The organism is Panacagrimonas perspica, from assembly GCF_004364935.1.
In the GTDB taxonomy this organism is placed as follows: Bacteria; Pseudomonadota; Gammaproteobacteria; order Nevskiales; family Nevskiaceae; genus Panacagrimonas; species Panacagrimonas perspica.
The window spans coordinates 217,534-230,768 of sequence record NZ_SOBT01000010.1 but is presented as its reverse complement, the minus strand read 5'-3'; the positions used below and the strand labels follow the sequence as shown (position 1 = coordinate 230,768).

Here is a 13,235-nt window from a genome sequence, read left to right as displayed (position 1 = left end):
TGGGCGCGATCGGATGACGGGGATATCAGCGACGATCGGCCGCATCGCGCTGGGCTTGTTCGCGCTGTGCTTCGCGGCGGTGTCGTCGGCCGACGTCGCCGTGCCCGAGCTTCGCGCTGCGGTCACGGACCTGACGGGCCTTCTCGACACGTCCGCTTCCGCGCAATTGTCGTCACGGCTGCAGGCGTTCGAGCAGGAAAAAGGCAGCCAGGTGGCGGTGCTGATCGTCCCCACGACGCAGCCCGAGACGATCGAGCAGTACGCGATCCGCGTCGTCGACACCTGGAAGCTGGGTCGCGCGAAGGTCGACGACGGCGTGCTGCTGCTGATCGCGATGAACGATCGCACGATGCGCATCGAGGTCGGCAAGGGTCTGGAAGGCGCGATTCCGGATGCGCTGGCCAGGCGCATCATCGAGGAGACGATCGCGCCCGCGTTTCGCCAGCAGGATTTCTCCGGTGGCATCGCGACCGGCGTCGACCAGATCCTGGGACTGATCCGCGGCGAGCCGCTGCCCGCACCGCGGGCGCACGATCAGCGCACGTCGCAGGACGGAACCAGCCTGGGCTCGGGGCTCTTCTTCGGCCTGCTGGTGATCGGCCAGCTGCTGCGGACGTTCCTGGGCCGGCTGCTGGGCGCCTGCGTCGCGGCGGCGGGGGCCTTGCTCGTCGGCGGCCTGCTGTTCGGCTGGATGGTGGGCCTGGTCGCGATGGCGATCCTGTTCGTCGTGGTACTGGTCATCGACGGACGGGGCGGCTCGTCGATCGGGGGCTACAGCGGCAGATCCGGCGGCGGATTCTCATCCGGTGGCGGATTTTCCGGGGGCGGTGGCGGGTTCAGCGGCGGCGGCGCGTCCGGACGATGGTGACGTCGATGAAGCGATGGTGGCGGCATCTCACCACCGGCAGCCTGGCGCGCCGCCGCGCGTTTCCGGGCCTGGTGATGCAACAGATCGAGAGCGCGATCCGCGAGTGCGAGTCGCGGCATACGGGCGAGATCCGCTTCGCCGTCGACACCGCCTTGTCGTTCGCGGAGCTGTCGGCCGGCATGAGCCCGCGCGAGTGCGCGATCGAGGCTTTCTCGAAACTGCGCGTGTGGGACACCGCCCACAACAACGGCGTGCTGATCTACGTGCTGCTGGCCGATCGCGATGTCGAGATCGTGGCCGACCGCGGCGTCGGCAACAGCCGCGTGCCGCCGTCGGAATGGGAAGCCTGCTGCCATGCGATGGAAGCGCACTTCCGCAGATCCCACTTTCGCGACGGCGCGGTGGCGGGCATCCGGGCGGTCGCCGACGTCCTCGGACGCTACCCGCCGGAGCCTCGTGTCGCCGACGCCGGGAACGAACTGCCGGACGCGCCGGCGCTGCTCTGAGCGGGCGGCAACGGCATACTTGGGCACTTCCCAAAGGCGAGTGCCATGCAGCGATTCCGCTATTACGACTTCTTCGTCGCCGGTCTCGTCACGGTACTGCTGTGTTCCAACCTGATCGGACCGGGCAAGGTCTGCGAAGTGCACCTGCCGTGGTTCGGCGAATTCAGCTTCGGCGCCGGCAACCTGTTCTTCCCGATCGGCTACATCTTCGGGGACGTGCTGACCGAGGTGTATGGCTACGCGCGCGCCCGGCGCGCCATCTGGGCCGGCTTTGCCGCGATGCTGTTCGCCACGCTGATGGCCTACATCGTCGTCAACATCACGCCGAGTCCCGCAGAGCCCTGGAACGCCACGCTGCAGCCGGCGCTCGAGGTGATCTTCGGCAACACCTGGCGGATCGTGGCCGCGAGCATGCTGGCCTACGCGGTCGGCGACTTCGTGAATTCCTACGTGATGGCGAAGATGAAGGTGTGGACCGAAGGCCGTCACCTGTGGACGCGCACCATCGGCTCCACCGTCTGCGGTCAGGCCGCCGACTCGATGATCTTCTACCCGCTCGCGTTCTACGGGATCTGGGGCATGGAGGCGCTGGTCTCGGTCGTGGTCTTCAATTTCCTGTTCAAGGTCGGCCTGGAAGCGCTGCTCACGCCGGTGACCTACGCCATCGTCGGATGGCTCAAGCGTTCCGAGGGCGTGGATACGTTCGATCGCAACACGAGTTTCACGCCGTTCTCGCTCAGGGACGAGGGAGAGGAAAAGAAGCCGGCCTGACGTGGCGACCTCTCGTGACCCCTTGCGGCACGCAGCAGTCTGGCGGGCGCCGTGCTGGCCGATGAGCACGTGGGTCATCGCTTCACGATCCAGGATGGGCTGGTCGCCGCGATGGAAGTCTGCCCACTTCCATCGTTCGCGCCCTGAGGATTCATTCCGGCCGCTACGCCGGGAATCGGAAACAGGGATTCAGCGATCGGGATTCGCGAGCCGCTTGCCAATCGAATCGCACAGGGCGCGAAGGCCGGCGTCGGTGGAGGCGAAAATCGCGCGGTGCAGATCGTCCCACGACGCAAAGTCGAGACTCCGGGCGACCCGCACACGAGATTGCTTGAGCGAGGGCTCTGCCGTGGCGATGACGACGCGCTCCAGCTGACGCAGCAGTTCCGTCCTGACCGGAACGCGCCGTGAGAGCAGTGCTCGACGGTCTGCGATGGCAGCAGCATCGAACCTCTTTGCGATCTCTCTCATCGGGCGCTTCTCGCAATCAAGTCTGATGGACGTGCAGTGGCGTGCGACGTCGCCGGTCATTCGTGAAGGGATATACCGCGCTTCGTCCATCCCGCGCACCCTATCCTTGAGAGCAGTTTTGCACCCGCGATGCTCGCGCTACCGTTGGGATACATCGGGCCAAAAGCAGGCAATAGAGCCCGGGGGAAAGCGTTTCTTGAATCTGGCAGGCAAGTAGAAGAAGGCCTTTTTATCAAGGCCTCGACCCCTTGTGTTCAAAATGGAGGAGAGCCTGTGCGCATCCGGAAATACGATTTCGATTTCAGCCGCCGAGCGTTTCTTGAAAAGACGGCGCGCGGTGTGGGAGGGCTGGGTGTTCTGGCTCCGATGTGGTCCGTCGCAGCTTCCACGGGCGACATCAGCAAGGCCTATCCCGACGAACTCATGTCGATCGACATGTTCACGAAAGGGAAGATCAAGACAGGCGATTACGTCGACGCCAACAACGTCGATATCGTCAAGGATCTGCTCGATCCGATCCAGTACAAGAACATCAAGGAGCAGGGACGGCGCATCAAGATCGTGCCGACGACGCGGGACCTCACGCACATGTACAACGCCGATCACCTCGAGGCGACGCTGCGCAACAGGGGCCGCGCGCGCTGGGCTGCCGACGGCAATCTGACGACCGATACCAACGAGAACTGGCTGGGCGGCGTGCCGTTCATCGAGCCCAAGGACGGCAAGGAGGCGCTGGCCAACATCACGATGAGCTGGGGCCGCCACAATTTCTCGCTCTACACGATCCCCGACGTCGACCTGAAGCCGGACGGCACCATCGGATACGAGTACGAGTTCATGTGGGCGGAACTCCAGTGCCAGGCCCGATCCGACGGCAAGGTGTTCCAGGATCGCAAGGACCTTCTGCGTCTGCAGTCCGTCTGGTTCACGCGGCCGAACGACACGAAGGGTTCCTCGTTCCTGTCGATCTGGTACTACGACCAGCGCAAGTTTCCGGACCTTCACGGCTACTTCCCGGCGTTCAAGCGGGTTCGCCAGTTCCCGACGAACCAGCGTTTCGAGCCGCTGGTTCCCGGCATCACGTTCTTCCTTTCCGACGCCTGGTCCTCCGGTGATCCGATGCTGACCTGGGGAGATTTCCAGCTGATCGGACGCCAGCCGCACCTGGCGCCCGTATCGGAGAACTGGCAGGGCGATCAGCCGAACTGGGACAAGAAGGTGCACGGAGGGGGCAAGGGCATCACGTTCTACGAGACGAATTTCCAGCTCGTGCCCGAGTGCGTCGTCATCGAGACCAAACCGACCGGCTACCCGCGCGCGCCCGTGGGCAAGAAGAAGGTGTGGATCGACACGCGGAACAACATGTACAACTCGAGCATCACGTTCGATCGGCGTGGCGAGGTGTGGAAGTCGTTCGAGACCGGGTCGGGCAGACAGGTCAAGGGCGACAACGTGCACAAGAACGCCGACGGCACGCCGGCGTGGTCGTGGGACTACTGCCACGTCCACGACATCCAGTCGAATCGCATGAGCCGCTTCTATCACGCCAAGGCGAGCCCGACGGGATACAAGTCGGAATACGACCCGTCGTACGACTTCTACAACGCCTACCTCACGACCGGCGCGCTCAATCGCCTCGGCAAATAGCGTTCGTGACCTGATGGGGTTCCACCGCCGACGGCGCGGGTCGTCGGCCACTCACTGCTCGTCCTTCGAGCCATCCGGCTCCTCGAACCTTCCTCCTCGAAGAGCCGGAGATTTTTTGGAACCGGAGTTCTGCTCCTGCCAGAGCAGCCCGGCGATCGCGAGATGACTTTCGGTCGCCGGATTTTTTTCTGAATGACGTCCGGGTGCGGCGTGGATGTCGCTGCAGGTCTCCCTCTCCCCGTGCGCTGTTCACGGGGAGAGGGGGTTATATGGCGCGAACGCTCACTCCTCGCGCCGATCGATGTACTCGATGTAGCCGCGCCCGCCGATTTCGAGCCCGCGGAATTCGCCTTCGTAGCGATAGCCGCCGACGAAGCCGCTGCCCAGGCCGTACGTGAATGGCGTGTCGCAGGTGCAGCGCAGGCTCAACACGCGGGTGCCGTCGTCGCCGGCGACGTGCCACTCGAACTGATCGGGAAGGCGCATGCGGCGACCGTCCGGCGTTCGCTCCGCGGGCTCGCGATATCGGATCACGTCGAACTCCGCAGCCAGATACGTGCGGTTGTACTCATCGCGCCCGCGCACATAGACCTTGCTCACCGCGAGATTGCCGGCGATGCGGATCTGCGTGAGCAGCAGCTGCACGCCGTCCTCGAGATTGATGATCTGGTACGTGAAGAAATCCAGCGGAACCTTGAGCGCCCGCGGCAGCGGCCGGTCGCGCACCAGATACGGGCTCGGGCAGGCCGCGTACTCGTAGGTGCACTGACCCGCGATCTCGCTGCGCGTGCCCTGCCATTCCAGCGTGCCCTGGTAATCGCAGAGCAGGCTCAGATGATCGTAGACCGGCGTCTTCAGGAACCACGTCACCTTGTCGGTGCAGCGCAGGTCGATCTCCAGCCGCAGATCGTGGATATTCGCGGTGACGCGGAAATCCGGATAGTCGCCCTGGATCTCCACCTCGTCGCCGAAGCGTACGAGACCGCCTTCGTCCGGGAAATCGCAGTCGCGATCGATCGAGTAGCCGGCGAAGTGATGCGGATGCGTGGCCGCGGTGCCGCATACGAGGGTGGCATTGCGTCGCGGGCTGGTCTTCAACGCGTGATCGGTGTCGAAGGCCAGCGCACCCGGCGTGCCGATGATCGACATGATCGAGAAGAACCGGTGCGGCGCCGGCAGATCCGGAATCATGACGCCGTAATGCGTCCAGCCGATCCGCTTCGAGTTGGCGAACGGCACCATCGCGTAGTCGGCGGGAAACGCCTCGCCTTCGAGAGCGGGCGTTCCGTCGAGCATCGGGTACACGCGCTTGATCATCTGCCCCCACAGGCCGCGGGAGAGACTGGAGAGTCGCGGGATTCGCATCTTCATCAGAGGACTCCGGGTGTCGGTGACGCGGGTGTCGCGGTGCGGGAGGCCATGCGGCAGAACCAGATGCCGGCGAGGATCACGGCGCCGCCGAGGGCCTGCTGCCAGCCGAAACGTTCATATAGCAGCACCCACGCAAAGATCGCAGCGGCCAGCGGCTGCACCAGCAGGCCGACGGCGGAGAACGAGGCGGGAAGGCTCGCCATCGAATACGCGATCAGGCCCTGGCCGCAGACGTGCGAAAGCAGCGCGAGCCCCGCCAGCAGGAGCCAGTCGTGGATCGAGGAAGGCAGGATCTTCTCGCCGGCGAGGAACGCTATCGGCAGCAAGGTCACGGCGACGGTCGCGCTGCTCCAGCTCAGGATGCGCAACGTGGAATGCCGTCGCCGCAGTTGCGAGACGCACAGCAGATAGCCGGCGTAGAAAACGGCCGCCACGATCGACAGCGCATCGCCCATCAGTCGCGCACGATCCGCGCGCAGGCCGTCGCCGATCAATATCGCCGTCCCCACCAGCGCGAGCACGAGGCCGAGCAGGAAGCGCGAGCTCACGCGCTCGCGCCACAGCAGCCACGCGGCCGGCGCGACGAACAGCGGCGCAAGATTGGCGAGCCAGGTAGCGTTGGCCACCGAGGTCATGCCGATGCCCAAGTGCCAAAGCGAAAGATCGGCAGCGAAGAACAGGCCGGCGCCGAGCAGCAGGCCGCGCGTGGCCGTCGAATTCCCGGAGGCGTCGACGGCGCCTTCGTAGCGCGAAGCCAGCGCCAGGATCGGCCACGCGAGCGCGCAACGCCAGAACGCGGCGGCGATCGGCCCGACATCGGCGAGCCGCACGAAGATCGGCGCGAGGCCGATCAGGACTGCGCCGACGGTGAGCGCCAGCAGCGCTCGCGCGTCGGCGCCCAGCGGCTTCACGTCGCCGCCGCGGCGATCTCGGCCTGGACGCTGAGCGCCATCGCGCGGGGGTCCGCGGCATCACGGATCGGGCGGCCGATCACGAGGTAATCGGCGCCGGCCTGGATCGCCGCTGCCGGCGTCATGACGCGCTTCTGGTCGGCCATCACGCGGTTCTCGACCGGACGGATGCCCGGCGTCACGCAGATCAGTTCGCGCGGCGCCTCGCGCCGCAGGCGCTCGACTTCGAGACCGGAGGACACCACGCCGTCGCAGCCCGAGGCCAGCGCGCGGCGCGCACGCGACAGCACCAGGTCCGCGATGTCGCACTGGAAGCCCAGGTCGTCGAGATCGCCGCGATCGAGGCTGGTCAGCGCGGTCACGGCCAGCACCTTGAGATTGCGTGACTTCGCTGTGGCGGCCGCTTCCATCATCGACTGGTTGCCGTGGATGGTGCAGAAATCGGCGCCGCGCTCGGCCAGATTGCCGACCGCGCGCGCCACCGTCTCCGGAATGTCGAAGAACTTCAGGTCGACGAAGACCTTGCGGCCTTCCTGCTTGAGCCAGTCGAGCAGTTCGAAGAAGCCGGGCGACATGCTCAGCTCCATGCCGATCTTGTAGAACGAGACGGCGTCGCCGAGCGTGCGTACCAGCGCGCGGGCGGCGTCGGCATCGGGGACATCGAGGGCGACGATCAGGCGGTCGCGGGGATCAGCGAGGGTCATGTCGGGGTCGTCGGGATGCGATGAAGCTGGAATTGGAATGCCGCCAGTATCTCAAGCTCTGCGCGGGCAGGTCAGCGTAGCTCGGGTGAAACCCGGGGTTGCGCTCCGTTTGCGAGGGGAATCCCGGGTTTCACCCGGGCTACGGGGCTCGGCGAATCCGGGCTCAGTGTTCAGGCTGTCAGAGCATCGCGCACGCGGGTCGCGCTCGGCGCTCCCTCGGCACGCAGTTCCTGCGCGAACAGCGCCACGCGCCATTCCTCGAGCACCCAGCGTGCCGGGTGCAGCGGACGCGGCAGCTTCGAGATCCACGGCTTGATCTGCGCCGTGAGCTCCAGATCCCGCTGCGGCTTGTTGGGGAGCCGATCGAGCCGGATCGAGGCGGCCTTCAGATAGGTCGCGATACGCGGCCACTGCGCCTCGGGAATCGCATCGACGAATCCGGCGGCGAGCATCGTGTCGAGCTGTTCAGCCAGGTCTGCGCGCGCCTCCGGCCAGGCCGTGCCGAGTGCCCGCATGCGCTTGCGCAGCTCGGCGGCGGCGTTGAGCCATTCGCAGACCTGCTCGAGCATCGCCGCCGCGAGCCGTCCGAACTCGCCACGGTGCTGCAGCGCATCCTGGAACGCGGCCTGCGTGCGGATCTGCGCCAGCGGCCAGGCGCGCAGCGCGGCACGCGCGGCGATCGACAGTGCCAGCGCATCGGGCGACAGCGCCAGGCCGATCTGCGACAGCCCGAGCTTCGCCTTGGCCGTGCGGGCGAGATCGCGCATGCGATCGCCGAGCCGTGCGAGCAGCAGTGCGCGCACGCCCTGCACGTGGCTCTTCGCCGCGGCCTCGCGCGATTCGAGCAGCGCGAGCGCCACGTGACCGTCGCGCACCTGCAAGGCCGGATAGGCCTGCGCCCGCGTCGGCAACTGCACCGAGTCCGGGAGATCGCCGAAATCCCAGTCGAGCACTTTCTCGCGCACCCAGCGGCGCGACGCCTCGTCCTGCACCGCGCTGCTGGCCAGGGCCGCGCGCGCCGCGCCGGTCTGCGAGCCCTGCAACGCGGCGAGCGACTTGTCCTCGGCGAGCTTGCGGCCGCGCTCGTCTTCGAGCACCAGGCGCGGCTGCAGATGCGCATCGAGCTTGGCCGGCGCGAAGTCGCCGGGACTCAGGCTCACGCCGGTCATCGCGTGGAAGCGCGTGCAGATCGCCGGCAGCAGTTCGCCGGCCTCCGGCGACAGGCTGTTGGCCAGCGCCATCGCGTAGTCCGCGGCCGGCACGCAATGACGGCGCAGCGGCTGCGGCAAGGTGCGGATCAGGCCTTCGATGCGCGCGGGCAGCAGGCCCGGCACCAGCCAGTCGAAGCGCTCCGCGGGCAGCGCGTACAGCAGCGCGATCGGCACGTGGAACGACACGCCGTCCGCGTCGGTGCCCGGATCGTGCGCATAGCTCAGGCGCAGCCGATGACCCGCCAGATCGAGGTGATCCGGGAACTGGCTCGCGATGTCGGCATCGGCGCCGCTGCGCAGGACGTCGGCTTCGCGCATGCGCAGGGCGTTCGCGCGGTTCTGTCCCGGCGTATGCAGCCAGCGTTTGAGGGCCGCAACGGTGAAGACGTCCGCCGGCAGGCGCTGGTCATAGAACGCGGCGAGCGTGGGTTCGTCGGCGAGCAGGTCGGGACGGCGCAGCCGCGCCTCCTTCTCGCGAACGTCGTCGGCGAGCTTCAGGTTCTGCTGCAGGAACGTCGGCTTGTTCGTGATCTCGCCGCGCACCAGTGCATCGAGCAGGAAGATGCTGCGCGCGCCGGCCGGATCGATCGTGCCGTAGTGGCGCAGCTGCTTCATCAGCGGCATGCCGAAGATGCTGAAGTGCTCGGTGCAGCTCACTTCGCCGCGCTGGATGTTCCACTCCGGCTGCTGCGCGACGCGCTTGACCAGGTGCGGCGCCACGACGGTGAGCCACTCGGGTTCGATCGCCGCGACGGTGCGCGCGAAGATCTGCGAGGTGTGCACGATGGCCGCGCACATCAGCCATTGCGGCGCCTTCTTCGCGAGCTTGGAGCCGGGAAAGATCTTGAAGCGCCGACCGCGCGGGCCCTGGTACTCGGCTTTCTCGGGCAGCTTCAGGCCGAGGTGATCGACCAGCCCCGCGAGCAGCGCCTGGTGCAGCGGCACGTAGAGTTTTTCGATCGCCTCCGGCGTGCTGGCGACCACTGCCTTGCGATCCTCGCGTTCGCCGAGCAGGTCGGCGATCTGTCGATAGACCGACTCCCACTCCTCCATGCGCAGGTAGGAGACGTAGTGGTCCTTGCACAGCTTGCGCAGCTGGCGATTCGAGGCGTTCTCGCCCCATTCCTGCCAGCGGTTCCACAGCTGCAGCAAGGTCAGGAAGTCGGAGCGCGGATGACTCCACTCGGCGTGCTTCTGCCGCGCCTGGGGCAGCGACTCCGGAGGGTTTTCGTGCGGGTCCTGCACCGACAGCGCGGCGGCGAGCACCCAGGATTCGCGCGCGCAATTCGTGTCGCGACCGGCCAGCGCGATGCGCGCCACGCGCGGATCCAGCGGCAGGCGTGCGATCTCGCGGCCCAGCTTGGTCAGCGCGCGCTCGTCGTCGAGCGCGCCGAGCGTCTGCAGCAGGCGATAGCCCTCCGAGACCTGGCGCGAATCAGGTGAATCGAGCCACGGAAATTCCTCGACGTCGCCCAGGCCCAAGGTCGCCATCTGCAGGATCACGCCGGCGAGATTGGCGCGCAGCACTTCGGGATCGGTGAACAGCGGGCGCGACGCGAACTCGTCCGCGGCATACAGGCGCACGCAGGTGCCGGGGCCGACGCGACCACAGCGGCCGGCTCGCTGGTTGGCCGCGGCCTGGCTCACCGCCTCGATGTGCAGCTGCTGGATACCCAGGCGCGTGGACCAGCGGCTCATGCGCGCGGTGCCGGTGTCCACGACATAACGGATGCCCGGCACCGTCACCGAAGTTTCCGCCACGTTCGTCGACAGCACGATGCGCGGCGGCCCGCCCGTCGAGAACACGCGATCCTGCTGGGCGGCGGGAAGGCGTGAATACAGCGGCAGCACCTGCGCGCGCGGGAAGCGGCCGGCGAGCGAGCGCGACAGGTCGTGGATCTCGCGCTCGCCGGGCAGGAACACGAGCACATCGCCGTCGGGGCGCCCCTTCCACAACTGGTCGATCGCATCGGCGACCGCGTCTTCGGTTTCCGCTTCCTCGGACTCGGGCTGATAGCGCAAGGTCACCGGGTACGCGCGGCCCTCCACCGTGAAGATCGGCGCGTCGTTGAAATGCCGTGACAGTCGCTCGGGGTCGAGCGTGGCCGAGGTCACGATGACCTTCAGGTCGGGGCGCCGCGGCAGCAGGCGCTTGAGCCAGCCGAGCAGGAAGTCGATGTTGAGGCTGCGCTCGTGCGCCTCGTCGATGATGATCGTGTCGTACGCGAACAGGTCGCGGTCGCTCTGTAGTTCTGCCAGCAGGATGCCGTCGGTCATCAGCTTGACCAGGCTCTTCTCCGACACGCGACGATCGAAGCGCGTCTCGAAGCCGACGAGTTCGCCGATCGGAGTATCGAGTTCCTTGGCGATGCGCGTGGCGACGCTGCGCGCGGCGAGGCGTCGCGGCTGCGTGTGGCCGATCAGGCCGCGCGATCCGCGGCCGAGTTCCAGGCAGAGCTTGGGCAGCTGCGTGGTCTTGCCCGAGCCGGTCTCGCCACAGACGATCAGGACCTGGTGGTCGCGGATCGCGGCGAGGAGTTCTTCGCGTGCCTGCGAGACCGGCAGTTCGGCCGGGTAGCGGATCGTCGCGGGGCGCAGTGCGTCGCGTGCAGATCGGCGGGCAAGGCCGGCGGCCAGATCGCGCAGGAAGCGCGCCGAGTCGAAGCGCGCCTTGTCCGCACGCGCGAGCTGACGCGAGAACTGCTGGGCGTCGCGGGCGAGCAGTTCAGGTCGGGCGCGCTCGAGCCGGGCGCGCAGGTCGGCGAGGTCGGTCACGCGGCAGGCTGAAAATTACGGTTCGCCATGACTATTTTTGTTGCGTGGCCAATTCGATGCCGGAACGGTACGCAAACGGCTCGACGACGCGGTGTCTTGCCGCGGAGCGCGCTCAGGACAACAGCGGCCCGAGCTTGGCTTCGAGTTCCGCCACCCGCGCCTCGAGCGCCGCCATGCGTTCGCTCAGCGAAGGTCCTCCTGCGGACAGGGCGGACGTCGGCTCCGCCTCGATCGGCCCGGTCGTGTAACCGGATGCTGCTTCGGGACTGATCAGCTGCGTGTAGCGCTGGGCGGATTGCCCGCTCTGGCGCGACAGTGCGCCGACGAGGGGCTGGGCGCGGTCCGACAGATCGGCCAGCACCGCCTGCACCGCGGCGGCTTCCGATGGGCCTCCGAGGCCCATGGCGTTGGAGCGCAGTTCCGACAGCGTCTGCGGACCGCGCAGCATCAAGGTCACGAGCACGGCCATCGCCGGCTCCTTGATCAGCAGTTCGTGGTGGAAACGGTGGCGCCACTTGGGCACGCGGCTGAGCTGATCTTCGCGCTTGGCGACCCGAAGCTCTTCGAGCCGGATCAGCGTGGAGCCGACGTCACCGTCGGACAGCGACATCAGCGGGTCGCGCGCGGACTTCTGATTGCAGGCCGAAACCAGCGCGTTGACGCTGAGCGGGTAGTACTGCGGTGTGGTGATCGACTTCTCGACGAGGCTCGCGATGACGCGGGCTTCGATCGCGCTGAGGGTCAGGGCCATGCAGTCTTCGGCTCAGGGCGCGGCGGCGGAATCCTTCGCGGGTTCGGCCGGGACCGGCGCCGGGGGCGGCGGGGGAGCGTCTTCGGGTGATTCGTAGAAGACGTGGATCTTGTTGCTGGTCGTCGCCGCCGGTTCCGCGGCGCTGGCGCCGGGTGCCTGCGTGGAAGCCGATTCGCTGGTGGCGGCGCCGGCTGCCGCAGCGTCCGCCGGATCGGCGGCAGGCTTCGACGACGACGGGATGATGATTTCCTTGGGGCCCTTGCTGCCGTCGAGCGGCGAGAAGAACCCGGCGATGCGCGACATCACGCCCGGCTTCTGTGCCGGGGGAGGGGCCTCCGCCTTGGCGACGGCCGCTTCCAGATCGGCCGGCGAGACGTGCGTCAGTGCGGCCACGAGCTTGGGATCCTGTGCCGCGAGCAGGCGCTGCGCGTCCTTGGCCTGCTGTTCCAGGCCGGCGAGGCGATAGCACTCGACCAGCACTTCGAGCGCGCGGTAGCTCGCCGGGGTGCTCGGATACAGGCCGATGATCTGCTCGGCGCGCTTGGCGGCGGCAACGTAGGCGCCGCGACGCACGTAGAAGTCGACGACGTGCAGCTCGTGCGTGGCCAGGCGGTTGCGGATGAAGATCATGCGCGAGTACGCATCGGCGGCGTACTGGCTGCCCGGGTACTTCTGCAGCAGCAGCGCGAAGTCGTCGAACGCGCGGCGCTGGCTGGTGACGTCGGACTTGGAGTCGTCGACCGGCAGCAGGTTGAGGGGCGACTCGTCGCGGTTGAAGTTCGTCAGACCCTTCACGTAGTGGACGTAGTCCACCGCCGGATGGCGCGGATGCTCACGCAGGAAGCGGTCGGCGCTGGAGAGCGCGCGATCCGGATCGAAGTTGCGGTACAGCGCATAGATGCGCTCGAGCTCGCCCTGCGTCGTGTAATCCGAGAACGGATGGCGCGTCGAGAGCAGATCGTAGCTTTCGATGGCGCCGCCGAAGTCGGAGCTGTCGAGGTTGCGGCGTGCGCGCGTATACAATTGCTCGGCGTCGAGCTGAGCCAGCCGACGATCCTCGCGACGCTTTGCCAAAGGATCCTGTTTGTCCCGGAAGACATTGGGACGGTCCGGATCGGGAGGCAACCTGTCCTTCTTGTCCGGGTTCGAGCTGCAGGCGGCGATCAGAAGCGCGAGCACCAGCGCCGCGATAGGCGAAATCTTCATGCGCAGGAAGGACGAATCGGGCGAAAAAATGTGCATGAGTATA

11 protein-coding genes and 1 pseudogene are annotated in these 13,235 nt (G+C 67.0%); 5 read left to right on the top strand and 7 right to left on the bottom strand.

The annotated features are described in order from the left end of the window. The first annotated feature begins 13 nt into the window (after positions 1 to 13). The 4 genes and pseudogenes from DFR24_RS17800 to DFR24_RS25375 all read left to right on the top strand — a co-directional run. The gene (locus DFR24_RS17800) at positions 14 to 868 is read left to right on the top strand and encodes a TPM domain-containing protein (RefSeq protein WP_133882766.1); all 855 of its coding nucleotides are present in this window, start codon (positions 14 to 16) and stop codon (positions 866 to 868) included. A gap of 5 nt (positions 869 to 873) precedes the next feature. Further along, on the top strand, positions 874 to 1,374 hold the full coding sequence (locus tag DFR24_RS17795; RefSeq protein WP_133882765.1) for a TPM domain-containing protein: 501 nt from the start codon (positions 874 to 876) through the stop codon (positions 1,372 to 1,374). Positions 1,375 to 1,419: 45 nt separating this feature from the next. Then, positions 1,420 to 2,145, top strand: coding sequence for a queuosine precursor transporter (locus tag DFR24_RS17790; protein ID WP_133882764.1), 726 nt, complete (start codon positions 1,420 to 1,422; stop codon positions 2,143 to 2,145). A 39-nt stretch (positions 2,146 to 2,184) separates the two neighbouring features. Beyond that, positions 2,185 to 2,292 (top strand): annotated as a pseudogene (locus tag DFR24_RS25375) (nuclear transport factor 2 family protein); the annotation flags it as partial. A gap of 42 nt (positions 2,293 to 2,334) precedes the next feature. On the opposite strand, the gene DFR24_RS17780 reads toward DFR24_RS25375, so the two are convergent. Continuing rightward, complete coding sequence (locus DFR24_RS17780; protein ID WP_133882763.1) at positions 2,335 to 2,706, bottom strand: hypothetical protein; 372 nt, start codon at positions 2,704 to 2,706, stop codon at positions 2,335 to 2,337. Between the two features lie 183 nt (positions 2,707 to 2,889). Here DFR24_RS17780 and DFR24_RS17775 point away from each other — a divergent pair, with 183 nt between their 5' ends. Continuing rightward, positions 2,890 to 4,263: a DUF1329 domain-containing protein gene (locus DFR24_RS17775; protein WP_133882762.1), complete on the top strand. Its 1,374-nt coding sequence runs from the start codon at positions 2,890 to 2,892 to the stop codon at positions 4,261 to 4,263. Positions 4,264 to 4,545: 282 nt separating this feature from the next. Here the strand turns inward: DFR24_RS17775 and DFR24_RS17770 are convergent, their stop codons facing one another. The 6 genes from DFR24_RS17770 to DFR24_RS17745 all read right to left on the bottom strand — a co-directional run bounded on the left by DFR24_RS17770 (position 4,546) and on the right by DFR24_RS17745 (position 13,192). Then, positions 4,546 to 5,634 carry a DUF6670 family protein gene (locus tag DFR24_RS17770; protein WP_133882761.1) on the bottom strand — a complete coding sequence of 363 codons (1,089 nt, stop codon included), beginning with the start codon at positions 5,632 to 5,634 and terminating at the stop codon, positions 4,546 to 4,548. Then, positions 5,634 to 6,545: a DMT family transporter gene (locus DFR24_RS17765; RefSeq protein ID WP_210772376.1), complete on the bottom strand. Its 912-nt coding sequence runs from the start codon at positions 6,543 to 6,545 to the stop codon at positions 5,634 to 5,636. Before DFR24_RS17765 ends, DFR24_RS17770 begins: the two co-directional genes overlap by 1 nt. Further along, positions 6,542 to 7,249: an orotidine-5'-phosphate decarboxylase gene (gene pyrF, locus DFR24_RS17760; RefSeq protein ID WP_133882760.1), complete on the bottom strand. Its 708-nt coding sequence runs from the start codon at positions 7,247 to 7,249 to the stop codon at positions 6,542 to 6,544. Before pyrF ends, DFR24_RS17765 begins: the two co-directional genes overlap by 4 nt. 170 nt (positions 7,250 to 7,419) lie before the next feature. Beyond that, the gene (gene hrpA / locus DFR24_RS17755) at positions 7,420 to 11,235 is read right to left on the bottom strand and encodes an ATP-dependent RNA helicase HrpA (RefSeq protein WP_133882759.1); all 3,816 of its coding nucleotides are present in this window, start codon (positions 11,233 to 11,235) and stop codon (positions 7,420 to 7,422) included. A gap of 112 nt (positions 11,236 to 11,347) precedes the next feature. Then, positions 11,348 to 11,986: a YceH family protein gene (locus DFR24_RS17750; protein ID WP_133882758.1), complete on the bottom strand. Its 639-nt coding sequence runs from the start codon at positions 11,984 to 11,986 to the stop codon at positions 11,348 to 11,350. Positions 11,987 to 11,998: 12 nt separating this feature from the next. Then, positions 11,999 to 13,192 carry an outer membrane protein assembly factor BamD gene (locus tag DFR24_RS17745; RefSeq protein WP_162851297.1) on the bottom strand — a complete coding sequence of 398 codons (1,194 nt, stop codon included), beginning with the start codon at positions 13,190 to 13,192 and terminating at the stop codon, positions 11,999 to 12,001. Positions 13,193 to 13,235: the final 43 nt, after the last annotated feature.

What these genes read in the sequence shown, in the direction of transcription:
- DFR24_RS17800 (WP_133882766.1), top strand. Translation starts at nt 14, where the DNA reads ATGACGGGGATATCAGCGACGATCGGCCGCATCGCGCTGGGCTTGTTC.
- DFR24_RS17795 (WP_133882765.1), top strand. Translation starts at nt 874, where the DNA reads ATGAAGCGATGGTGGCGGCATCTCACCACCGGCAGCCTGGCGCGCCGC.
- DFR24_RS17790 (WP_133882764.1), top strand. Translation starts at nt 1,420, where the DNA reads ATGCAGCGATTCCGCTATTACGACTTCTTCGTCGCCGGTCTCGTCACG.
- DFR24_RS17780 (WP_133882763.1), bottom strand. Translation starts at nt 2,706, where the DNA reads ATGGACGAAGCGCGGTATATCCCTTCACGAATGACCGGCGACGTCGCA.
- DFR24_RS17770 (WP_133882761.1), bottom strand. Translation starts at nt 5,634, where the DNA reads ATGAAGATGCGAATCCCGCGACTCTCCAGTCTCTCCCGCGGCCTGTGG.
- pyrF (WP_133882760.1), bottom strand. Translation starts at nt 7,249, where the DNA reads ATGACCCTCGCTGATCCCCGCGACCGCCTGATCGTCGCCCTCGATGTC.
- DFR24_RS17750 (WP_133882758.1), bottom strand. Translation starts at nt 11,986, where the DNA reads ATGGCCCTGACCCTCAGCGCGATCGAAGCCCGCGTCATCGCGAGCCTC.
- DFR24_RS17745 (WP_162851297.1), bottom strand. Translation starts at nt 13,192, where the DNA reads ATGAAGATTTCGCCTATCGCGGCGCTGGTGCTCGCGCTTCTGATCGCC.